The sequence below is a fragment of the Bacillus sp. FSL R5-0560 genome (assembly GCF_037966305.1).
Taxonomy (GTDB): Bacteria; Bacillota; Bacilli; order Bacillales; family Bacillaceae; genus Bacillus; species Bacillus mojavensis.
In genome coordinates, this window is record NZ_CP150195.1 from 1,502,185 (window position 1) to 1,523,838 (window position 21,654).

Sequence of the window (21,654 nt, forward strand, 5' to 3'; positions counted from 1 at the left end):
GTCCTGAGTTTATTTATTTGTGCCATTTAGCTGTGATTGTGCTTGCTGAACCAGACGCTTTGTCATTTCCCCGCCTACAGAGCCGTTTGCACGTGAAACTGTATCAGAACCAAGGTTCACACCGAATTCTTGAGCTACTTCAAGTTTAAATTGGTCTAGTGCCTGCTCCACCCCTGGAACAACGAGTTTATTTCTGCTCGCCATCTTTTTTCATCTCCTTTTTCTCGTAAGAAATTCTTAACGCGTATTTAGTTTGAAATGTACGGGGTTTATTTATGCTGGCAATTGTTGTGGGGGAATAAAAAACCCCCGGCAACCTGCCGGGGGTACATCCTGATTATAGGATATCTGCGGTCATTTTGTTCGCGGTCGCCTGAATATGGAACGTCAAAATGGAGAGAACTGTAATGGCAATAATCTGCCTGATTTTGACCCATTGAGCGTCACTCAGCTCTTCAAAATGGTGACGGATAAGGTCCGTTTCCTGTTCGACGATCTGCTGGAGATTTGAATCCTTCATGGAAGGAGTGTCTTGGTGATGAATGGCATGCAGCACACGCGCGCAGCTTTCGTAGTATGCTAACGGGCTGATGACATCATCAGATCTGTCTGAGATGGTGTTAAAAGCAACTTTTAAGATAGCTCGTATGTGTTCAAAGTCATAAATGGATTTTAGGTCACGTACAATTAAAAGAATCACTGCCTGTTCAACTGAATACTTTTTACCCAGCTCAGGATGGCCAATGAGATCTTTGATATCGCGTTTCACCCAATTTTGAATCGCGGTTGACTTTAACGACGTCAGCTCGCATAAATTGCCAAGCTCAACGATTTCGTTGGTAGACAGACCGTATTCTTTTTTCTGTTTTTTTCGTTCATATCTTGTAAGAAATTCCGGAATCTGAAGATGGCTTGCAGCTTCTTCCGCTGGCATATTCGCTGATTTGACGAGGATGTCGAGCGGGCTAATGTCTCCCAGGCCTTTAAGGGAATAGAGCAGCCGTACCATCTCAATTCGAGTGAGTTTAAAAATATTCATTGTTCACCTCTTCAAGACAATTTGACGCGGATATAATCTTTATGTATAAATGCACTATTAAAGCGTCAGCAATACATTAACATCATACGTCTAAATCCTTGCATTTTCAAACAGATGTTTTATAATTTAAATATACAAGTTCTTTTGATCTTAAAAATAACGGAGGTTATTATGGCGAAAAGAATTTTTCTGTTTATTTTAACGAATATTTTGGTGCTTACAACAATCGGAATTGTTTTATCTGTCATAAGCTCTGTCACTGGAGTTGGGACGTACTTTACAGCTGATGGCGGTATAGATCCTATTGCTCTTCTTGTATTCAGTTTAGTCGTCGGTTTTGTCGGTTCCTTTACATCTCTTGCGATGTCTAGATGGATGGCAAAAACAATGATGGGTGTCAGAGTGCTGAATCCGGAAAAACATACACTTAGCTATGAAGAGCAGCAATTGGTTGACCGTGTTTATAAATTAAGCCGCTCTGCCGGCTTAACGAAGATGCCGGAGGTCGGAATTTACCGCTCATCCGAAGTGAACGCGTTTGCGACTGGCCCTTCAAAACGCCGCTCTCTTGTCGCTGTGTCGTCAGGTCTGCTTGACCAAATGGATGACGCTGCGGTTGAAGGCGTGCTTGCCCATGAGGTCGCGCATATTGCAAATGGTGATATGGTGACAATGACGCTTTTACAAGGTATTGTGAATACCTTTGTCGTCTTTTTATCACGTATCGCTGCATGGATCGCGAGCCGCTTTGTTAAGGAAGATCTTGCGCCGATTGTTCATTTTATCGCAATGATTGTGTTTCAGATTGTCTTTTCCATTCTCGGAAGCCTCGTTGTTTTTGCGTATTCACGCCACCGTGAATTCCATGCTGACCGGGGAGGAGCTGATCTTGCCGGCAAGGATAAGATGATTCATGCTCTTCGAACGCTTAAGAGCTATTCTTCCCGCATCATGGAAGAAGATCAGACAGCTGTCCAAACGCTAAAGATTAATGGCAAGAAACGTTCATCGCTTTTCTCTACTCACCCTGATTTAGATGAAAGAATCAGACGGTTAGAAGCTAAATAAAATCAAACATCCTTCCTCTGAGAACCCTCAGAGGTTTTTTTTCTGTTTCACTTTGACTAAAATAATAAAAAAATATGCAAGTTAAGAAAATGTTTCGCAAAAGCCTTTAAAAATGGAACTAATATCTTTAGAATAATTACCGTACTTTAAATGGAGAGGCAGAAGGATTTCACATGAGATTAAAGCTTGGAAAATTGATACAGGCATTATCTCCGGCCCAGCTGATTGCATTATATTATTTTCTCGCAGTAACTGTGGCCCTGATATTGCTGAGTCTGCCTGCTGCCCATAAGCAGGGAGCGGATTGGACTTTTATTGACGCACTTTTTACGGCTGTCAGTTCAGTCAGCGTCACGGGGCTGACGGTTGTTGATACAGCTGATACATTCAGCACTACAGGCATTTTTATTTTGGCATTTGTTCTGCAATTTGGCGGAATCGGTATTATGACGCTCGGCACATTTATTTGGCTGATCATGGGAAAAAGAATAGGCCTTAAAGAACGGAAATTGATTATGGTAGACCAAAATCAATCCCAGTTTTCAGGAATTGTCAATTTAATGAAACAGGTTCTTTTCCTTATATTGTGGATTGAATTTTTTGGAGGAATCATACTTGGCACTTATTTTCTAACCTACTATGATTCCTTTCAAGAAGCTTATTTACACGGGTTTTTTGCAAGTGTCAGTGCAACCACAAATGGCGGGTTTGATATAACAGGAAATTCTATGGTTCCGTTCCGCCATGATTATTTTGTGCAGTTTATTACGATGCTTTTGATCATATTCGGAGCGATTGGCTTTCCGGTGCTTGTCGAAGTAAAGGACTTCTTGTTTTCAAAGCATCGGAGATATCCGTTTACGCTTTTTACAAAAATCACGACGATTATGTTTGGCTCACTCGTAGTGTTTGGCGCCATCGGCATCTATGCGCTGGAAGCAAGCCACTCGTTTGCGGGAAAGGCTTGGCACGATATTTTGTTTCTCTCTTTGTTTCAATCAACAGCTACCCGAAGCGGAGGGCTTGCAACAATTGATATCAGCCAGCTGTCGGATCCCACGCTGTTTTTTATGTGTGCGCTGATGTTTATCGGTGCCTCACCAAGCTCAGTCGGAGGAGGCATAAGGACAACAACGTTTGCTTTGAACCTGCTTGCGCTGTTTCATTTTGCCCGCGGCAATAAAGCGGTAAAAGTATTCAAACGGGAGCTGCACCCAGCAGATTTGATGAAGTCTCTTGTTGTCACAATGATGGCGATTTTGCTCGTTTTTGGAGCGACACTGATCCTTACGATAACAGAGAAGCATTCTCTGCTGGAGCTCTTGTTTGAGGTATGTTCGGCCTTTGGAACGACCGGTCTGTCCCTCGGCATTACAGCTGATTTGAGCAACGTAGGAAAATGTGTCATTATGATCGTCATGTTTATCGGACGGATCGGAATATTGACCTTCCTTTATCTGATCGGAAGAAAAGAAATTGAAGCAAATTACCATTATCCGAAGGAAAGAGTCATTATTGGATAATTAAACACCGCATCTGGCGGTGTTTTTTATTGCCAAAAAAAAGATGTGTGACCCGGCACCAGTTGGAGATCCTAACATAAACAGCTGCAGTTGATTAGCTGGTCTTGCATTTTCAAGCGAAATAAAAATTTGAAAAACTGGCGAGGAGGATTTCTGTGAAACGTAAAGCTGAGGTCAATGAAGCCATAAAAAACAACAATACACCGACTGAGAGTATGGACAGAAATGCATATAAGACTCAATATCACGACGACCCGAATTTCCGTGGGGCCAATCGCAATTCCAAACAAGGTCAGCAAGGAGGCGCGTGATCATGAAAAAGAACCAGCATAGCAAAGATATGCAAAATCATAAAAAGCCGATGAATAAGAAGGTGCTTGAGGAAGAATTCTCAAGTGAGCTCGGGGATTACAACGCCGGGAAAATCATTGAAACTCTTGAAATAACAAAGCCGAAAAAGAAAAAAGAGAAAAAGCAAAAATAAAAAACACCTCTTAGGCGGAATGCCGCTTAAGAGGTGATTTTCTATTTTAAATAGGCATTTTTGCTGTTTCCTCTGACTAGCTGCAGCAAGCCTGTCATTCTCAGTTCAATGAACGGCTGAGCAACCGTTTTGACAAAATTGCTTGAGAGAATGGAGGTAAGGGCAGCAGTTAAGAGCAGCAGGATGACTAAGTTTTGATAGTCGGTGAGTCCATCCTCAAGCCCGACCTGCCGGAGTGTTTTAATGATAAACCCGTGGAGCAGGTATACGTAAAATGTCCTTGTTCCCCACTTTGTAAAGAAATAGCGTTTTTGCGGAACAAGCGCTAAAAAGCTGAAGGTTGCCGCAAAGGCAAGTACATACCAGCTGATCCGGGAAAGACCGCTTGCCAAGGTGACATCGCCAAATGATGAGTACGGCTTAGAGCCGAACAGCCATGAATAGTCAAAGTCGACCCCCCAACAGATGACAAATACAGCAGCGAGCACACCGAGCGCAATCTGTTTGCCTCGTTTTGATCTCAGTAAATCAAAGTGATGTTTATTCAAATAAAACCCTACAAGGAACATCGGCAAGAATACAAATGTCCGGGAGAGGCTCAGTGTGCTGCTGACAAAGTCGAGATAGCCGATCAACACCGCGATTCCGCAGCTGACAAACAGCGCCCACTGCTTAGAAAGCTTTGAAAAAGGATAGAGCAGGATATTCCAGAAAAATAAGCTTACCAGAAACCATAATGACCATTGCGGATCAATCGGATTCATATTTGTCATGCTTTCGTCTTGAATAATGTAATAAAAGACGGAATAGATGCTTTGGAAAATCAAATATGGAATAATCAGCTTAACCGCCAGCTTTTTCACATATCCGGCACGTTTAAAACCTTTGGCGAAATAACCGGATACAAGAATAAAGGCAGGCATGTGGAACGTGTAAATGAACTTGTAGAGGTAGAGCATAAAATTGTTATCATGAATAAAAGATCGAAGAATATGACCGAATACAACAAGGAATATCAATAAAAATTTTGCATTGTCAAAATAACTGTCTCGCGATTTATTCATAGCATCACCTTCTCTTTAAATCAGTCACTAAAAGATTATTCCCTGTTGGTATTTATTTTAAAATAAAAGATCAAAAAGGATTTGAAAAAATGGCTGATTGTTAGGACGATGTAAAGTGACGGTAAGGATCGTTGAAAATGTCTTCTTTATGTAATGACGCTGAAATTTTCTGAAATGTATAGGGCGAATGAAGGAAGTTCATGCAATTTGTAGAAATATTGAGGGATAGGTTTTGAAGAAGGAGTGTTTACGCATGGAAACTCTCGATGTCGAGACAAATTCAGGTCTGAAAGAGGAACTGAAGCGCCTCAAACAAGAAAATGATCGGCTGAAAAAGGAATTACATCAGCATCAAGTGATTGTGAACAATACGCTCGATGCTATTTTTATATGTAATAATGAAATGAAAATCGTGCAGGCAAATGAAGCAACAGCGAGGATGCTTCAAGTGGATGCGGAAGGTTTGAAAGAGCGTTCCGTTATTGATTTTTTGTTTTCTATTCCAAAGGATGAGCTGGACCTTTCCGTAAAGAAGTTTTTTAAGAAAGGTTTTCTGTGGAAGGAGGTTCCAATCCGGCTGGACAGCGGAGCGACAAAATACATTGAGTTTCTTGCCAAAAGAGGGATTGGTGAAGATTTCTTTTTTGTCGTTATGAGAGATATTTCTTCAAAGAAAATTTTGGAGCGGGAATTTTCCATGAATGAACAGCTTTTTAAGGACTTGTTTGACAGAGCTGTCGACGGAATCGTTCTATTTGATAAAGACGGCGGCTTTATTGATGCCAATCTGTCCTTTTGCAAAAGCTTTGAAATCGATCAGAATGAGCTGTCACATTTGTCGCTGTATCAATTTATAGACAGCGGCTCACGAAAAGATTTCGATAACATTTGGCACACGCTCTATCGAAAGGGAAAAGCAAAGGGCGAGCTGCCTGTCAGGCTTCGTTCAGGAGATCAGAAGCTGTTTGAATTTACGATTACGTCTAACATCATCAGCGGTTTTTATATGTCGATTATGCGGGATATCACTGAGAAGAGATCCATGGAGCTCCAGCTATTTAAAAGTGAGGAGCGCTTCAGAGAAATTTTTGAAAACGCCATGGATGCCATTATCATCTGGTCGAATGACGGAAGAATCGTTAAGGCCAATCAGTCAGCCTGTAAAATTTTTGAGCTGCCGATGAATTTGCTGTTAAAAAGAAAGCTGTGTGATTTTCTCGTGGACTCGAAGAAATACAGCATGACGAAGAGAAAATATGCAAAATACGGTGAGATCAGAGAAGAGATGCTGTTTCAAATGGGAAACGGGCAGTTCAAAGAGCTTGAATTTACTTCAAAGCGGACAATCCTTGAAAACCAGCACTTAACAATTCTAAGAAATGTCAGTGACCGAAAGCGGATGGAAAAGGAGCTTCGGGAAAGCGAGCTCAAATTCAGAAAAGTGTTCAACGGTTCAATGGACGGCAACGTATTATTCGACAATCAGTACCGAATCATCGACGCCAACCCGTTAGCGAGCGATATTTTGGGCCTGCCGCATGAAGAGCTAAAAAGACACAGCCTGCTTGATATTATATCTTCCTATGAAATAGAAAATCTGGCATCACCGGCAAGGCAGATTAATTTCGATGAAATGGATAATGAAATTCCATTCTTGCTTAGCAGCAATGATAATAGAAAACTAGAATTTTCATTTAAACGAAATATTATTCAAAATATGAACCTGGCTATCTTTAAAGATGTCACAGAGCGAAAAGAACTGGAAGAGCGCCTTCGCAAATCTGATACCCTCCATGTGGTTGGAGAACTCGCTGCCGGCATCGCTCACGAAATCAGAAATCCAATGACAGCCCTTAAAGGCTTCATTCAGCTCCTGAAAGGAAGTGTGGAGGGAGACTATTCTCTTTACTTCAACGTCATCACCTCAGAATTAAAGCGCATCGAATCCATCATCACAGAGTTTTTAATTTTAGCCAAGCCCCAGGCTATCATGTATGAGGAGAAACATGTGACACAAATTATGAAAGACACATTAGACCTTCTTAACGCGCAAGCCAATCTCAGCAACGTACAAATGCATCTGGATTTAGTCGGCGACATTCCGCCGATATACTGTGAACCGAATCAGCTGAAACAGGTTTTTATCAATATATTAAAGAATGCCATCGAAGTCATGCCTGACGGCGGCAATATTTATGTGACAATCAAAAAAGCTGATCAACATCATATTTTAATATCTTTAAAAGACGAAGGAGTCGGAATCACAGAGGATAAATTAAAGCGTCTCGGAGAACCGTTTTATACAACAAAGGAACGGGGAACTGGACTCGGGCTCATGGTAAGCTATAAAATTATTGAAGAACATCAAGGCAAAATAATGGTGGAAAGTGAAGAAGGAAAGGGAACTGTTTTCCATCTTACACTGCCCGTCCGGCAGAATTTTGAAGAAAGAAGGCTAGACGAATGAATTACTATACGACAGCGGAAACGCCGCTCGGGAACCTCGCGATTGTCGAGGAAGAAGGCCGCATCACCCGTCTCTTTCTCAGTAAGGAAGATTTGATCGAGTGGAAAGAATCTGTTGAGGGTGCGGAGCAGTTAGAGACTGCTTTTCTGGCAGAAGCGAAAAAGCAGCTTCACGAATATTTTGCAGGGGAAAGAAGGACATTCTCACTGCCATTGAGCCAAAAGGGCACGCCTTTTCAGCAAAAAGTATGGGAGGCGCTTGCCATGATTCCATATGGAGAATCACGAAGCTATGCTGATATCGCCGTTGCGGTAGGCAGTCCGAAAGCGGTACGTGCTGTCGGACAGGCAAATAAACGAAATGACCTGCCGATATTTGTCCCATGCCACAGAGTGATTGGCAAAAACAGCACGTTAACAGGGTATGCCGGAAGCAAAACTGACATCAAATCTTATTTGCTTAGCATCGAGCAAATCTCCTACAAAGAAAAATAAAACATATGGCACGTTCCCTTTTTTCGCTGCCGACATATAATTTTACTAAGTTAAAAAAGTTGGTCTGATGAAAGAGGAGGACAAAGCAATTGAAGCCGAGCCGCTCTGAGAAAATTGCCGTTTTTGCCGAACTGCTTGTGAAACTGCATATCTTATCCAGCGCTCAAAAAGATGAAATGATCAATATGAATATGAGTAAACAAAAAAACCGCTGACTCGGCCCTTTATGAGCAAAGTCTTCAGCGGTTTTTTAATGAACCTTTTCGCCTGTGAACAGCTTTTCAATTTCTTCTTCATAGGAACCAGTCATAATCCCTTTTTCAGTAATGATCCCAGAAATAAGATGGCGAGGTGTAATATCAAAAGCAGGATTAAAGACAGGCACTTCAGCCGGAGCGGTCCGGACGCCGGAAATGTTCCTGACTTCATCAGGATCCCGTTCCTCTATCGGGATATCAGCCCCGCTTTTTACTTTTGTATCAAAAGTAGATAAAGGTGCTGCTACAAAAAACGGAATATCGAAGGCGTTTGCTAAAATAGCAAGACCGTAAGTGCCAATTTTATTCGCAGTATCTCCGTTCCTTGCAATTCGGTCAGCGCCGACGATGACGGCAGAAATTTGTTTTTCTTTCATCGTATGGGCTGCCATACTGTCCGTAATCAGAGTGACGTCAATACCGCCCTGCATCAGCTCCCAAGCAGTAAGCCGTGAACCTTGAAGAACCGGTCTGGTTTCACAAGCATAAATATGAAGCCCCAAATCCTTTTGTTTGGCCAAATAAAACGGGGCAAGTGCGGTTCCATAGCGGCTTGTCGCGATAGAACCGGCATTGCAGATTGTCATAATCCGGTCGCCTTTTTTGAAAAGCTGAAGCGCGTTTTGGCCGATCATCCGGCACGTTTCTTCATCCTCGACTTGAATCTGAATCGCTTCATGTACAAGGTTGGTTTTTGCTTCATTTACAGAAATGGCGTTTTGAATTGATTGGCTCAGTCTTTCGAGCGCCCATGATAAATTAATCGCGGTCGGCCTTGAACTGTTCAAATCATTTTTGATATTATCCAATTCGCGGCGGAAATCCGCCACATTATCAGTTTCAATGTCTTTTGCCGCCAGCGCGAGCCCAAATGCTGCCGTAATGCCGATCGCCGGGGCTCCTCTCACTTTTAGTGAGACAATCGCGTCAAATACTTCTTCTTTCGTTGTCAGCTCCAAATATTCCGTGACATCAGGAAGCTTTTGCTGATTTAAAATCTTAATGGCTGTTTCTTTCCATTCAACAGAACGCGGAACAGCAAATGAATTGGTCATGGTTGAATCATTCCTTTACAAGTAACTTAAATAATTCAATAACATCTGTAATGGTTTTTAATTGTGAACGTTTTTCAATAAAGCCAGCACCGGTTTCCAACGCCAGCCGTTTTCTTTCGATTCGTTTATCAAACGGTACAATCGTATCCAGATCTGCGACATGGGCAAGGCCGATGGTGCGGCGTATCAGTTCGCAGCCGGCAAACCCAATTGCCTCTTCAAAAATATGGCTGAGTGTATCAGCGAGATAACCTTCGATTTTGGCATACACATCGAGGCTGTGTTTCTCCCAGGCTTCACTGAATGTTGTTTGAAACGTGTTCCAAACTTGTTTTACATGTTCATATAACGGATCTCGATCAGCACCGTCACGGCTGAGTGCATTTAACAATAAGTTGGCGATAAATTGGCCTACATCAAAACCAATTGGTCCGTAAAAAGCGAATTCAGGATCAATCACCTTTGTCTCAAGCTCGCTGGCAAAAATGCTTCCTGTATGCAGATCGCCATGAATCAGGGTTTCGGCAGATGTTAAAAATGACTTTTTCAGCTTAGCGGCTTCAACTTTGACCTTGTCATTTTTCCAAAGCTTTTCAACATATGGACGAAGCTCTTCCTCAAATTCATTTGTATCATGATCAAAGAAAGGATCTGTAAATACAAGCCTTTCGGTAATATCGCAGAGCTCAGGATTTGTAAACTGTTTAACAAGCTGTTTTTTCACCTTAGGCTCAAGTGCGTAATCAGAGGAGTAAAAAAGCGTTTTTCCTAAAAATTCTCCAACGTCGCGTGACAGGTTTGGATAATTTTCGCCTTCGAGAAGTCCTTTTCTAGCGATCTTCAGATGTGAAAGGTCCTCCATGACCGTGACCGCCAATGCGGTATCTGAATAGTAAACTCTCGGTACGAGGTGAGGGACGTGCTCACCCTGACGAATCAGTGCGCTGCTTTCAATTCTTGCCCGATCGATTGTCAGAGGCCAGCTTTCCCCGACAACTTTTGCATAAGGAACCGCCTGTTTAATGATCAAAGCCCTGTCATTTTCTTGGTCATAAATATGAAAGACGTAGTTTAAATTTCCATCGCCGATTTCCTGGCATGTCAGCGTGCTTTTGCTTTGAAACAAGCCGAGTTTTACCGCCAGGGCGACAGCTGAGCTTTCATTTAACGTTTCGTATAAAGGTGTTTTTGTGACTGCCATCGTCATTCCCTCCAATTATGTAACATCTTGATATGTGTGCCGCAGAATGGCCGTAAAAAAGCCTCCTTCTCAGAGAGAAGGAGGCTTAACAATTATGTCCCGCCTCTCTTATCTCTCAGATCAGATCTGATGGAATTAGCACCGTGCCTTACGAGACCACAGTCTCTGGCGCCATGAAGATGCGCCCCATTTCACAATGGAATTACGGTCGGTTGCTGTTGGGGTCAAAAGGCCAATCCCTCGCCCAACTCTCGATAAGAGAATATATTCACTTGTTAAACAATTCTAATTTATCAGTTGATGAACATAGTAACAGGTGAGTGTTTTAATTGTCAATATATTTTTTAATATAAATCTTTTCTAATATCATCGAAAACAGGGATTTTCCCCCGTACCTCAACGCTTTCTTGGAGGTCAATTTCCGCTCTGACAATGCCTTCTTCTCGGCCGCCCTCTGCCAAAATACGTCCCCAAGGGTCAATAATCAGGCTGTGCCCGGCGAATTCATTATCGGGATTAGCTCCTGTGCAATTGCAGGCAGCGACAAAGCATTGATTTTCAATGGCCCGCGCAATAAGCAGGCTTTTCCAATGATCAAGGCGGGGCAGAGGCCATTCCGCAGAAATGAACAGCACGTTAGCGCCTTTTGTCGTATGTTTTCTGATCCATTCCGGAAAACGGATATCATAACAGATCAACCCTGAACTTTTGACGCCATCAAGCTCGAAGTATCCGTCCTCGGAACCGGCTGATAAATATACATGCTCATCCATCAGCTGAAAAAGATGGGCTTTGCTGTACTCTTTAATGATTCGTCCTTCCTTATCTGCGATGAACATTGTATTATAAACATCAGAACCCTTTCTGACAGCAACAGATCCTGCGATAATATGAACCCCGTGTTTTTTTGCGGTTCTTTGCAGCCAGCTTTGAGCAGTGTGCCCGTCTTCATCAGCAAGCTGATCAAGATTGGCAAGGTCGTAACCGGTCGTCCATAATTCAGGGAGAACAAGAACATCAGCATGTTTACTCTCTTTTTCGATTAAATATTCAGCCTTTTTTATATTTTCAGAAGGTTTTCCGTATGAAATATCAAATTGAAGACAAGATATGGTCCATTTCATTTTTTAACACCCCATATTTTTCTTTACTTTTTTCATTTAACCATATATGATACTGGACTATCATTTCAAGACTTTTTTAGAAGGTGAAAACAGATGAAATTTGAACATTCTCAAGTGCTGCAGGAACTGCCTAAACAATTCTTTGCTTCTCTAGTGCAGAAAGTGAATCGAAAGCTGAAAGAAGGACATGATGTCATTAATTTGGGGCAGGGGAATCCCGATCAGCCAACGCCCGAGCATATCGTGGAGGAAATGAAGCGAGCCGTTGCTCAGCCCGAAAATCATAAATACTCGTCATTCCGAGGTTCGCACAGTCTAAAATCAGCAGCGGCGGCATTTTATAACAGAGAATACGGCGTTCAGCTTGATCCGGAAACTGAAGTAGCCGTATTATTCGGCGGGAAAGCCGGTCTTGTCGAGCTGCCGCAATGCCTGCTAAATCCTGGGGATACGATTTTGGTTCCTGATCCCGGTTATCCGGATTATTGGTCCGGTGTCACGCTTGCGAAAGCGAAAATGGAAATGATGCCGCTCACTAAGGAGAAAGCGTTTCTTCCTGAATACGCAAGCATTCCCGCTGACATAAGAGAACAAGCGAAATTGATGTACTTGAATTATCCGAATAATCCGACTGGAGCCGTCGCTACCGCCGATTTTTTTGAAGAAACGGTGAGTTTTGCGAAAGAAAACGAAATCTGTGTGATCCATGATTTTGCTTACGGGGCAGTGGGCTTTGACGGACACAAGCCTTTAAGTTTTTTGCAGACTGAAGGCGCTAAGGATATCGGAATTGAAATTTACACACTGTCCAAAACATATAATATGGCGGGCTGGCGGGTCGGTTTTGCAGTTGGAAACGCCTCGGTCATAGAAGCGATCAATCTTTATCAAGACCATATGTTTGTCAGTCTTTTCAGAGCAACCCAGCAGGCTGCTGAGACGGCACTCTTATCTGAGCAGACTTGCGTAGCGGAGCAAAATGCCCGATATGAAAGCAGGCGCAACACTTGGATAGCAGCATGCCGGGAAATCGGCTGGGATGTAACAGCACCGTCGGGTTCATTTTTTGCGTGGCTGCCGGTGCCTGAAGGCTATAGCTCTGAGCAATTCTCAGATCTCTTGCTTGAAAAAGCGAATGTGGCGGTGGCAGCTGGAAACGGTTTTGGTGAATATGGAGAAGGGTATGTCAGAGTGGGGCTCTTAACGAGTGAAGCTAGGCTCAAAGAAGCAGCTTACCGAATTGGCAAACTGAACCTGTTTACCCAAAAAAGCATTGACAAGATTCTTTAACGGTGGGATAATTCAAAATAATTTATAAAATCTATATTTTCTTATCAAGAGCAGGCAGAGGGACGAGCCCGATGAAGCCCGGCAACCGACTTGTAAAGCACGGTGCTAATTCTTGCAGCTGGCGGCTGAGAGATAAGATTCGGACGAGAAACGAAACCTCTTTAGACGCATTGCTGTTTGAAGAGGTTTTTTATATGGGTGAAAAAATGAAAGGAGCTCTGGCATGAGTGAATTATTAGCAACATATCTCCTGACCGATCCGGGAGCCGACACGGTGAAAAAAGCAGAACAAATCGCAACAGGGTTGACGGTGGGCTCTTGGACTGATCTGCCTCTGGTGAAGCAGGAGCAGATGCAAAAGCATAAGGGACGGGTTGTGAAGGTCGAGGAGAGAGAGGGACATCTTGCATCAGGAAAACAAGCGGTCATCACAATTGCTTATCCCGAGGTGAATTTTTCACAGGATATTCCGGCATTGCTGACAACTGTGTTTGGCAAGCTGTCGCTGGACGGAAAAATCAAATTAATAGATCTCGAATTTTCAGAAGCGTTTAAGCGTACACTTCCAGGACCGAAGTTTGGCGTATACGGCATCCGGAAGATGCTTGGAGAGTTTGAAAGACCGCTGTTAATGAGCATTTTTAAAGGGGTCATCGGAAGGGACCTGAATGATATTAAAGAACAGCTCAGGCAGCAGGCACTGGGCGGGGTTGACTTAATCAAAGACGATGAAATTTTCTTTGAGACGGGTTTAGCACCTTTTGAAACAAGAATTACAGAGGGAAAACAAATTTTGAAAGAAACATACGAGCAGACCGGCCATAAAACGCTGTATGCAGTGAATTTGACTGGAAGAACGGCTGAGCTTAAAGATAAAGCAAGACGCGCCGCTGAATTGGGAGCGGATACGCTTTTATTTAATGTCTTCGCTTACGGTTTGGACGTCATGCAAAGCCTTGCGGAAGATCCGGACGTATCAATCCCCATTATGGCGCACCCTGCAGTCAGCGGGGCATTTACGTCCTCACCGTTTTATGGGTTTTCCCATGCCCTTTTGCTCGGAAAATTAAACCGATATTGCGGCGCTGACTTCAGTCTGTTTCCTTCTCCATACGGTTCAGTTGCGCTTCCGAGAGAAGACGCGCTGGCGATTCATGAAGAATGTGTTAGAGAAGATGCCTTTAATCAGACATTTGCCGTTCCGTCTGCTGGCATTCACCCTGGTATGGTTCCGCTTTTAATGCGTGATTTCGGCATTGATCATATTATTAACGCCGGAGGAGGCATACACGGACATCCAAACGGCGCCCAAGGCGGGGGCAAAGCGTTCAGAGCTATGATTGATGCGGTTTTGGAGGCGCAGCCGATTGAAGAAAAAGCCGGTCAATGCGAAGATTTGAAGCTTGCGCTTGATAAATGGGGAAAGGCTGAAGCCGTATGACGTCTCAAAAACCGTTGATTATATGTGATTTTGATGGAACCATTACGATGAACGACAACATTATAAACATTATGAAAACATTCGCTCCGCCGGAGTGGACTGCGTTAAAAGACGGCGTGCTCTCCAAAACAATGTCGATCCAAGAAGGCGTCAGGCGGATGTTCGGCCTTCTGCCGAGCAGTTTAAAAGAGGAGATTACGAGATTTGTAATAGAAGACGCAAAAATCAGGGACGGCTTTCGGGAATTTGTCGCATTTGTTAACGAGCATGAACTCCCGTTTTATGTCGTAAGCGGGGGGATGGACTTTTTTGTTTATCCGCTGCTTGAAGGAATTGTTGAGAAAGATCATATTTATTGCAACCGTGCGTCATTTGAGAACGAATTCATTCATATTGATTGGCCTCATTCTTGCAAAGGCACATGCACAAATCAATGCGGGTGCTGCAAACCGACTGTTATTAACGAGCTTTCTGAGCCGGATCAATACATCATCATGATCGGTGACTCCGTTACCGACGTGGAGGCGGCAAAGCTGTCTGATCTTTGCTTTGCAAGGGATTATTTATTAAATGAATGCAAGGAGCATCATCTGAATCATATGCCATACCATGATTTTCATGAAATAAAGAAAGCAATTGAAGACGTAACGGAGGTAAAGAAATGGCTGCAAAACAAGAGCGCTGGGGAGAGCTTGCCGAAGTAAAACGGGAATTGGCAGAAAGAGATTGGTTTCCGGCGACCAGCGGCAACCTGTCCATCAAGGTTTCCGATGAGCCATTGCAATTTCTCGTAACGGCGAGCGGAAAAGATAAACGAAAAGAAACGGATGAAGACTTCCTGTTGGTGGATCAGAACGGAGAGCCTGCCGAAAGCGGACATCATCTAAAACCGTCAGCGGAAACGCTTTTGCATACGCACCTGTACAATAAAACAAATGCCGGATGCTGCCTTCATATTCATACGGTAAACAATAACGTCATCTCAGAGCTGTATGGAGATCAAAAACAAATCACTTTTAAAGGACAGGAAATTATAAAAGCGTTTGGCCTGTGGGAAGAGAATGCAGAAGTGTCCATTCCAATTATAGAAAATCCGGCTCATATTCCGACTCTCGCAACGCTTTTCGCGGATCAGGTTACTGGAGATTCAGGAGCTGTCCTGATCCGGAACCATGGCATTACGGCTTGGGGAAGAACAGCATTTGAAGCGAAAAGAGTGCTTGAAGCATATGAATTTTTATTCAGCTATCATTTGAAACTGAAAACACTCCAGCATCAGCTGGTTAAATAAAAGGGGGAACCGCAAATGGCAACAATTCGAATTCATGATGAGGCGAATACAACAATTGAAAATCAAGAAGAAGTGGCAAGTTTTCTGGACAGTCAAGAGGTAATCTATGAGCAATGGAATATCGCTAAGCTCCCTGAACAGCTATCAGAAAAATATGACCTGTCTGAAAAAGAAAAACAACAGATTCTTGACACCTTCGACGCCGAAATTAAAGATATCTCAGCCCGCCGCGGCTACAAAGCCCAAGATGTCATCTCTTTGTCTGACGCTAATCCGAAACTGGATGAACTGCTTGAAAACTTTAAAAGAGAACATCACCATACAGACGATGAAGTCCGTTTTATCGTAAGCGGCCACGGAATTTTCGTCATTCAAGGCAAGGACGGCACATTTTTTGATGTCCGTTTAAATCCTGGAGATTTAATCTCAGTACCTGAAAATATCCGCCATTACTTCACGCTTCAAGAAGATCGCAAAGTTGTGGCGGTGCGGATTTTTGTTACATCTGAAGGCTGGGTTCCGATTTATGAAAAAGACAGCGTAAACCAATAAGAACAAAAAGCCCCGTTTATAAAAGCGGGGCTTTTTAATTTATCGTAAACGCCATTCCTCGTATTGGGACATTTCTTTTTTGATCAGCGTCCAAATCAAACCGAGAACGGCAGCATCGTCAAGAATTCCTAAACCGAGCACGAAGTCCGGAATCATATCAATTGGCATGATGATGTAAAAGACAGCAGCTGTCAGAAGCAAAAGTGTTTTCATCTGTGAACGGGGATAGTCACCGTTTCGCCAATCACGAAGCATTTGGCAAAAGATTGTAATATGATTGATTAATTTTTTGCGGGTTTTTCTTTTCAGAATAGCTTTTCCGCCTGCTGCACCGAGCATTATCGCTTTTTTTTTCTTCATTTAGCATACCTCCTGCCTGCCGGTGTGTTTAAGATGGTCTTCGTCTGGGTATTGTTCTTCTAATCCTATCAATATATCTATTATAAATGAAAAATTAAGTTATTTAATAAAAATATGTTTACAAATAAAGTATAATCTGTAATAATGCACAATAACCCAATCAAACTTGTTTCCTATTTCTTAGCGGCGAGGGGTGAATTGAATGGGCTGTTCTTCTGAACAAGAAAGATTGCTGGTGTCTATTGATGAAAAAAGAAAGTTAATGATAGACGCCGCTAGTAAGCAGGGATTTACAGGGCATGACACAATCAGACACAGTCAGGAGCTGGATTCTTTAATGAACGAATACCACCAGCTCATGCAAGAAAGCGAACATTCCCAAGGAATTCAAGGCCTTGTGAAGAAATTAGGCTTGTGGCCCCGAAGAGACGTCATGCCTGCATATGATGCACATAAATAGCGGCGCTATCTGATGCATATATAAAGAGAGAGCTTTTCAGAAGCGCTCTTTTTTTCTGGGAAAATTTCATACGAAAGAGGGAACTGATGAAAGAACTGGCGGTAGTCATTACTGAAATGATAAACCAATTTCATGATGCTTTTATTTCGATATGCGGGGTGCTTGGCATTCAATTAACCGACAAAGAAATGTATTTTTGGGTAATTGGGATATTTGGCATCTTCTTTTTCGCTGTCACTCACGCTGTATTTACATGGCTTTCTAAATGGAGCTTGACGGCTTTGTCCTTTATCTATACCGTAACGATCATCATTGTGATCGTATTTGCAATTGAGATTCAGCAAAAAGTGACCGGACGGGGAAATATGGAGTTTTTAGATGCAACAGAAGGGTTAAAAGGCTTTTTGGTGTTCTTTGTCATCTTTTTGCTTTTAAAAATGCTTCTGCGTTTGATCCGATTCTTCTTTTCAGGAGGAGCTGTAAGCAAGGGGAATGGAAATACCCGTTCCCGAAAATAAAATAAGCCCTCCTGAGACTGTCAGGGGGCTAGGAAGAGGAGACGGGGAGGGTAATGGTAACCTCGGTTCCTCTTCGTACTTCACTTTCTATATGAATGGAACCTCCGTACATCAGAACGATCCGTTTACATACGACAAGCCCGAGGCCGGTTCCTTTTTCTTTAGAAGTGACAAATGGAAGAAAGATATGTTCCAGCATTTCCTGTGATATCCCTTCGCCGTTATCCATCACTTTTATAATGGCCTTTTTATCAATTGCTCCTAAGGAAATTGTGAGTTTGCCGCCTTCCGGCATAGACTCAAGGCCATTTTTCGCAACATTCAAAATGACTTGTTTAATATGGTCTTTTGTACATTTTACTTTTAGAGGTTTATCAGTTAAAAATGTTAACTCTACCTCCACATTATATAAATTTCCTTCAGAATAAATGATCGGCATAATTTCTTCGATAATATCCTGAAGCGAGTTAAGCTCCCATTTCTCAGCTGTCGGTTTTCCGAGAACTAAAAACTCACTCACAATTTGGTTGATACGTTTAATCTCTTGGTCGATAATTGAAAAGTAAAGCTGATCCTCTTCACCTTTATATTTCTTTTGCAGCAGCTGAATAAAACCGCTTATGCCGGTGAGCGGATTGCGGATTTCGTGAGCCGTGCTGGCAGCAAGCGTTCCGATCAGCTCTAATTTTTGCTGCTCATTTTCCGAGCGCTCCAGTTGGGTCCGCCGCTTCAGCAAATAATAAAGCACAAGAATAAAAAGAATATTCAGCAAAACGATAATACAGGAAAGAGGAAGCACAAGGCTTTTACTCAGCTCCTCTATTGAGACAGGATTCGGGTATACTTTCATATTCCAGCTGATATCATCGAGATAACCGCTGACAGGTTTTTGATCCTTTGCGTGAGAAGCCTGTCCGCTTGAGAAAATCATTTTGTCATTTTCGTTCACAACTTCAATATAGACATCAGGGCTCAGCAAGTTAATCAGGTTTTGCAGATAGTCAATTTGTATAGCTGCCACAAGATAATCTGTGACATTTTTCTTTTCGTCCAGCGCGGGAACACAAATTGTAAAAATCGGCTGGCCTGTAATTCTGCTTGAATAGCTGTCTGTAATGATAGTCTTTTTTGTTTGTTTTGCTTTTGTAAAAAAGGATCTGTCGGCCAGATTGACTTTAGTTTTTAATTCTGTTGCGCTGGCAGTGACATCTCCTTTGGCATTGAGCAAATAAAGACCGGAAAACCTTGGTTCGGAATCAAACGTTTTTTCTAAAACAGTTTTCATTTTTTTAATATCTATCGGTCTGTCGATAGCAATAGACAAGGAAGTCATTCTCGCTTTTGTTTCGCCGATTAAATAATTTATTTTGTTGCGGTGAAGATTCAGCATAACACTGGCTTCTTGCTTATGTTCGGCAGCTATTGTTTCTTTTTCCTTTTCATAGACGAAAAAGCTTATGACGAGTGCCGGAATCACTACTAGTGCAATATAAAGCTTAATTCTCCCGCAGGCGCCTTTTAGTATTTTCAATTTGCATCGCTCCAACATACACCTGATTAGAGGTATTATATCATTGTTTCTTCTTGTTTAATAAGAAAAAATAACCAAAATAATTAAGAAAAACAAGTTGCTCACATGAATAATAAAAAAGAAGAGAAATATTGGAAAGATTTTTATTGACATTTCGGTATTTGTTTATTAATGTTTCTCTGTAACGGTTTCTAAAAGGATGATTGAGACATGACAGAAAAATCACTGAAGTTATTTATCGTGCTGTCGCGCGCGTATCGGTCTATTAATGATCATATGAATAAGCATATTCATAAGCATGGACTGAATCCTACTGAATTTGCTGTGCTGGAGCTGTTATATCATAAAGGTGATCAGCCGCTGCAGCAGATAGGGGATAAAATTCTCTTGGCCAGCGGGAGCATCACCTACGTCGTAGATAAGCTTGAGCAAAAAGAGCTCCTTATTCGGAAAGCATCACCTACAGACAGACGAGTAACATTTGCACAAATTACCGAAAAAGGCATCAGTCTTTTGGATGATATTTTCCCTGATCATGCAGCTGAGATTGATGAAATGATCAGCGTATTAAGCGAAGAAGAAGTTGAACTGTGCACTGAAATGTTAAAAAGGGTAGGATTAAACGCAAAACAGTTTCATAATAAGTAAAAAAAGGAAGCCTTGTGATAGATAAGGCTTCCTTTTTTACTATTTTTCATTTGTTTCCGCTGCGCCTCTTGGCAAGATGAGAACTTCAACCCGTCTGTTTTTGCTTCGGCCTTCCGCAGTTTTGTTGGAGGCCACTGGTTTATACTCCCCATAGCCTTTGGCACTGAAAACTTTGGCATCAAGCTTAGGGTTCTCAATCAGAAGCCCCATGAAGTTTACGGCTCTCATTACACTTAAATGCCAGTTTGACTGAAATTCTGAATTTCTAATCGGCATATTGTCTGTATGTCCGCTGATAATAATGTTTCTCGGCGGATTAATCACGAGAAGGTTTGAAATCTCTTTTGCAAGCGGAATGTCTTCCTTGCGGATGGTCGCTTTTCCTGAATCAAAGAAGATACTGTCTTTAATCGTGATCAGAAGACCTTCCTTAGTCATCTTTGTTTCCAGTTGATGCTCCATCTTTTTATCTTTAATAAACTTTTCCACCTGGCTCTGCACATTTTTAAGTTCTTCTTGATCAGCTGCTTTTTCCTTTAGTTTCTTGTTTTCCTTTTTCTCTTCTTTTTCCTTTTCCACTTCATCGATTCCATCTGACTCATTTTTAGGAGGGGTGACACTGGAATAATCCAATACGCCGGTTCCGCCTGTAAAGACTTCATTAAATGATTTAGAAAGCATTTGAAACTTAGCTGCGTCAATCGAGCTGCTCGCGTACAGCACAATAAACAGTGCTAGGAGAAGGGTAAGGATATCGGCGTAAGGAACCAGCCATGATTCATCAACGTGCTCGTCCTCATGCTTCTTCTTCTTTTTTCTCGCCATTTTGCGCCTCTCCTTCTCGTTCTGCAAATTTCAAACGGTCCTTCGCAGGAAGGTACATTAAAAGTTTTTGCTCGATCACTTTCGGTGCCTGTCCTTCTAAAACGGACAGGACGCCTTCAATCATAATTTCACGGAGCTTGACTTCCTGTTTTGACTTGCGTTTTAATTTGTTTGCAAAAGGATGCCATAATACATATCCCGTAAAGATACCGAGAAGGGTGGCTACAAAGGCTGCACTGATGGCGTGACCAAGTTCATCTGTATTGTCCATATGAGAAAGCGCGGCAATCAGTCCGATAACAGCACCGAGCACCCCAAGTGTCGGCGCGTAAGTTCCCGCCTGTGTAAAAATGGCGGCTCCGGCCTGGTGTCTGTCCTCCATCGCTTCAACTTCTTCAGTCATGATATCTCTGATAAATTCTGCGCTTTGCCCGTCAACAGCCATGCTGAGGCCGTTTTTCAGAAACGCGTCATCTACATTTTCAATACTTGCTTCCAAAGCCAGCAGACCTTCACGGCGTGCAAGCTGAGCCCATTCAGAGAACATAGGAATGAGTTCTTCTATTGTCAGCTGTTTGTTTTCTTTAAATAGCACACGGAACAGCACAGGCACTTTTTTAATTTCTTTCGTTGGGAACGCAATGACTACCGCTGATATCGTTCCGGCGATGATAATTAAAATGGCAGCGGGATTTGCAAGAGCAGCGAAACTGACGCCCTTAAGAACCATTCCCACACTCAATGCAACAAAAGCAAGAATAATACCGATAATCGAAGTTTTATCCATAATTTTCACCAAATCCTTTTTTACTAGCTTGTCTATGGTTAATATCGGTATCAGTGTCTGGAACTTTAGGGACATTGTGAAATTGTTCATGAAATATTCAAGGAAGATACATAGAAGGGAGAAATAAACAAACGCGGGCTTTTCAGCATGGAAAAGCCCGCGGGTTTTAACGGTA

Annotated in this window: 25 protein-coding genes and 2 riboswitches; of the genes, 15 read left to right on the top strand and 10 right to left on the bottom strand. The window is 42.4% G+C overall.

All coding sequences use genetic code 11. The features are described from left to right. Window positions 1-9: 9 nt before the first annotated feature. On the bottom strand, window positions 10-204 hold the full coding sequence (gene sspD / locus NST56_RS07800; RefSeq protein WP_010333988.1) for an acid-soluble spore protein SspD: 195 nt from the start codon (window positions 202-204) through the stop codon (window positions 10-12). Window positions 205-337: 133 nt separating this feature from the next. Then, window positions 338-1,039 (bottom strand): DUF1836 domain-containing protein, encoded by a 702-nt coding sequence (locus tag NST56_RS07805; RefSeq protein ID WP_168747597.1) that lies wholly within the window; start codon window positions 1,037-1,039, stop codon window positions 338-340. A 171-nt stretch (window positions 1,040-1,210) separates the two neighbouring features. On the opposite strand from NST56_RS07805, the gene htpX reads away from it, so the two are divergent. The 4 genes from htpX to NST56_RS07825 all read left to right on the top strand — a co-directional run bounded on the left by htpX (window position 1,211) and on the right by NST56_RS07825 (window position 4,114). Further along, entirely contained in the window at window positions 1,211-2,107 is an 897-nt protein-coding gene (gene htpX / locus NST56_RS07810; RefSeq protein WP_168747598.1) for a protease HtpX, read from the top strand. Between the two features lie 173 nt (window positions 2,108-2,280). Beyond that, window positions 2,281-3,630 (top strand): Ktr system potassium transporter KtrD, encoded by a 1,350-nt coding sequence (ktrD, locus tag NST56_RS07815; RefSeq protein WP_010333991.1) that lies wholly within the window; start codon window positions 2,281-2,283, stop codon window positions 3,628-3,630. Window positions 3,631-3,785: 155 nt separating this feature from the next. After that, window positions 3,786-3,941 (top strand): hypothetical protein, encoded by a 156-nt coding sequence (locus NST56_RS07820; RefSeq protein ID WP_010333992.1) that lies wholly within the window; start codon window positions 3,786-3,788, stop codon window positions 3,939-3,941. 2 nt (window positions 3,942-3,943) lie between these two features. Then, window positions 3,944-4,114, top strand: a complete 171-nt coding sequence (locus NST56_RS07825; RefSeq protein WP_010333993.1) for a hypothetical protein — start codon at window positions 3,944-3,946, stop codon at window positions 4,112-4,114. A gap of 41 nt (window positions 4,115-4,155) precedes the next feature. On the opposite strand, the gene NST56_RS07830 is transcribed toward NST56_RS07825, so the two are convergent. Then, complete coding sequence (locus NST56_RS07830; protein ID WP_010333994.1) at window positions 4,156-5,178, bottom strand: acyltransferase family protein; 1,023 nt, start codon at window positions 5,176-5,178, stop codon at window positions 4,156-4,158. A 253-nt stretch (window positions 5,179-5,431) separates the two neighbouring features. Between NST56_RS07830 and NST56_RS07835 the strand changes: the two genes are divergently transcribed. The 3 genes from NST56_RS07835 to NST56_RS07845 all read left to right on the top strand — a co-directional run bounded on the left by NST56_RS07835 (window position 5,432) and on the right by NST56_RS07845 (window position 8,354). Continuing rightward, window positions 5,432-7,645, top strand: coding sequence for a PAS domain S-box protein (locus tag NST56_RS07835; protein WP_339181182.1), 2,214 nt, complete (start codon window positions 5,432-5,434; stop codon window positions 7,643-7,645). Then, window positions 7,642-8,139 carry a methylated-DNA--[protein]-cysteine S-methyltransferase gene (locus NST56_RS07840; protein WP_339181185.1) on the top strand — a complete coding sequence of 166 codons (498 nt, stop codon included), beginning with the start codon at window positions 7,642-7,644 and terminating at the stop codon, window positions 8,137-8,139. The genes NST56_RS07835 and NST56_RS07840 overlap by 4 nt, the downstream gene beginning before the upstream one ends. 89 nt (window positions 8,140-8,228) lie before the next feature. After that, window positions 8,229-8,354 carry a hypothetical protein gene (locus tag NST56_RS07845; RefSeq protein ID WP_010333997.1) on the top strand — a complete coding sequence of 42 codons (126 nt, stop codon included), beginning with the start codon at window positions 8,229-8,231 and terminating at the stop codon, window positions 8,352-8,354. A 35-nt stretch (window positions 8,355-8,389) separates the two neighbouring features. Here the strand turns inward: NST56_RS07845 and mtnA are convergent, their stop codons facing one another. The 3 genes from mtnA to NST56_RS07860 form a co-directional block, all read right to left on the bottom strand. Further along, window positions 8,390-9,451, bottom strand: a complete 1,062-nt coding sequence (gene mtnA / locus NST56_RS07850) for an S-methyl-5-thioribose-1-phosphate isomerase (RefSeq protein ID WP_326333551.1) — start codon at window positions 9,449-9,451, stop codon at window positions 8,390-8,392. Window positions 9,452-9,458: 7 nt separating this feature from the next. After that, window positions 9,459-10,652, bottom strand: coding sequence for an S-methyl-5-thioribose kinase (mtnK, locus tag NST56_RS07855; RefSeq protein WP_339181189.1), 1,194 nt, complete (start codon window positions 10,650-10,652; stop codon window positions 9,459-9,461). A 105-nt stretch (window positions 10,653-10,757) separates the two neighbouring features. After that, a riboswitch (SAM riboswitch) is annotated at window positions 10,758-10,913 on the bottom strand. An 83-nt stretch (window positions 10,914-10,996) separates the two neighbouring features. Further along, complete coding sequence (locus tag NST56_RS07860; RefSeq protein ID WP_010334000.1) at window positions 10,997-11,776, bottom strand: carbon-nitrogen family hydrolase; 780 nt, start codon at window positions 11,774-11,776, stop codon at window positions 10,997-10,999. Between the two features lie 93 nt (window positions 11,777-11,869). Here NST56_RS07860 and NST56_RS07865 point away from each other — a divergent pair, with 93 nt between their 5' ends. From NST56_RS07865 to NST56_RS07885, 5 genes are all read left to right on the top strand, one after another. Next, a complete protein-coding gene (locus tag NST56_RS07865) occupies window positions 11,870-13,066 on the top strand; it encodes a pyridoxal phosphate-dependent aminotransferase (RefSeq protein ID WP_168747606.1) in 1,197 nt (398 codons plus the stop codon). Between the two features lie 38 nt (window positions 13,067-13,104). Beyond that, a riboswitch (SAM riboswitch) is annotated at window positions 13,105-13,205 on the top strand. Between the two features lie 84 nt (window positions 13,206-13,289). Beyond that, complete coding sequence (gene mtnW, locus NST56_RS07870; RefSeq protein WP_268448686.1) at window positions 13,290-14,507, top strand: 2,3-diketo-5-methylthiopentyl-1-phosphate enolase; 1,218 nt, start codon at window positions 13,290-13,292, stop codon at window positions 14,505-14,507. Beyond that, window positions 14,504-15,211, top strand: coding sequence for a 2-hydroxy-3-keto-5-methylthiopentenyl-1-phosphate phosphatase (mtnX, locus tag NST56_RS07875; protein WP_268448687.1), 708 nt, complete (start codon window positions 14,504-14,506; stop codon window positions 15,209-15,211). The genes mtnW and mtnX overlap by 4 nt, the downstream gene beginning before the upstream one ends. Then, a complete protein-coding gene (locus NST56_RS07880; RefSeq protein ID WP_339181197.1) occupies window positions 15,169-15,798 on the top strand; it encodes a methylthioribulose 1-phosphate dehydratase in 630 nt (209 codons plus the stop codon). The genes mtnX and NST56_RS07880 overlap by 43 nt, the downstream gene beginning before the upstream one ends. 15 nt (window positions 15,799-15,813) lie before the next feature. Next, the gene (locus NST56_RS07885) at window positions 15,814-16,350 is read left to right on the top strand and encodes an acireductone dioxygenase (protein WP_010334005.1); all 537 of its coding nucleotides are present in this window, start codon (window positions 15,814-15,816) and stop codon (window positions 16,348-16,350) included. A gap of 39 nt (window positions 16,351-16,389) precedes the next feature. Here NST56_RS07885 and NST56_RS07890 read toward each other — a convergent pair whose 3' ends face one another. Next, the gene (locus NST56_RS07890) at window positions 16,390-16,710 is read right to left on the bottom strand and encodes a YkvA family protein (protein WP_168747609.1); all 321 of its coding nucleotides are present in this window, start codon (window positions 16,708-16,710) and stop codon (window positions 16,390-16,392) included. 202 nt (window positions 16,711-16,912) lie between these two features. Between NST56_RS07890 and NST56_RS07895 the strand changes: the two genes are divergently transcribed. Next, window positions 16,913-17,170, top strand: coding sequence for an aspartyl-phosphate phosphatase Spo0E family protein (locus NST56_RS07895; RefSeq protein ID WP_010334007.1), 258 nt, complete (start codon window positions 16,913-16,915; stop codon window positions 17,168-17,170). Between the two features lie 86 nt (window positions 17,171-17,256). Continuing rightward, window positions 17,257-17,688, top strand: coding sequence for a hypothetical protein (locus tag NST56_RS07900; protein WP_339181201.1), 432 nt, complete (start codon window positions 17,257-17,259; stop codon window positions 17,686-17,688). A gap of 28 nt (window positions 17,689-17,716) precedes the next feature. Here NST56_RS07900 and NST56_RS07905 read toward each other — a convergent pair whose 3' ends face one another. Continuing rightward, window positions 17,717-19,237 (bottom strand): PAS domain-containing sensor histidine kinase, encoded by a 1,521-nt coding sequence (locus tag NST56_RS07905; protein WP_168747611.1) that lies wholly within the window; start codon window positions 19,235-19,237, stop codon window positions 17,717-17,719. A 192-nt stretch (window positions 19,238-19,429) separates the two neighbouring features. Here NST56_RS07905 and mhqR point away from each other — a divergent pair, with 192 nt between their 5' ends. Continuing rightward, on the top strand, window positions 19,430-19,867 hold the full coding sequence (gene mhqR / locus NST56_RS07910) for a MarR family transcriptional regulator MhqR (protein ID WP_010334010.1): 438 nt from the start codon (window positions 19,430-19,432) through the stop codon (window positions 19,865-19,867). Between the two features lie 39 nt (window positions 19,868-19,906). On the opposite strand, the gene motB is transcribed toward mhqR, so the two are convergent. Both motB and motA read right to left on the bottom strand, forming a co-directional pair. Further along, the gene (gene motB, locus NST56_RS07915; protein WP_029441222.1) at window positions 19,907-20,692 is read right to left on the bottom strand and encodes a flagellar motor protein MotB; all 786 of its coding nucleotides are present in this window, start codon (window positions 20,690-20,692) and stop codon (window positions 19,907-19,909) included. Further along, window positions 20,664-21,479 (bottom strand): flagellar motor stator protein MotA, encoded by an 816-nt coding sequence (gene motA / locus NST56_RS07920; RefSeq protein WP_029441223.1) that lies wholly within the window; start codon window positions 21,477-21,479, stop codon window positions 20,664-20,666. The genes motB and motA overlap by 29 nt, the downstream gene beginning before the upstream one ends. Between the last annotated feature and the right edge of the window lie 175 nt (window positions 21,480-21,654).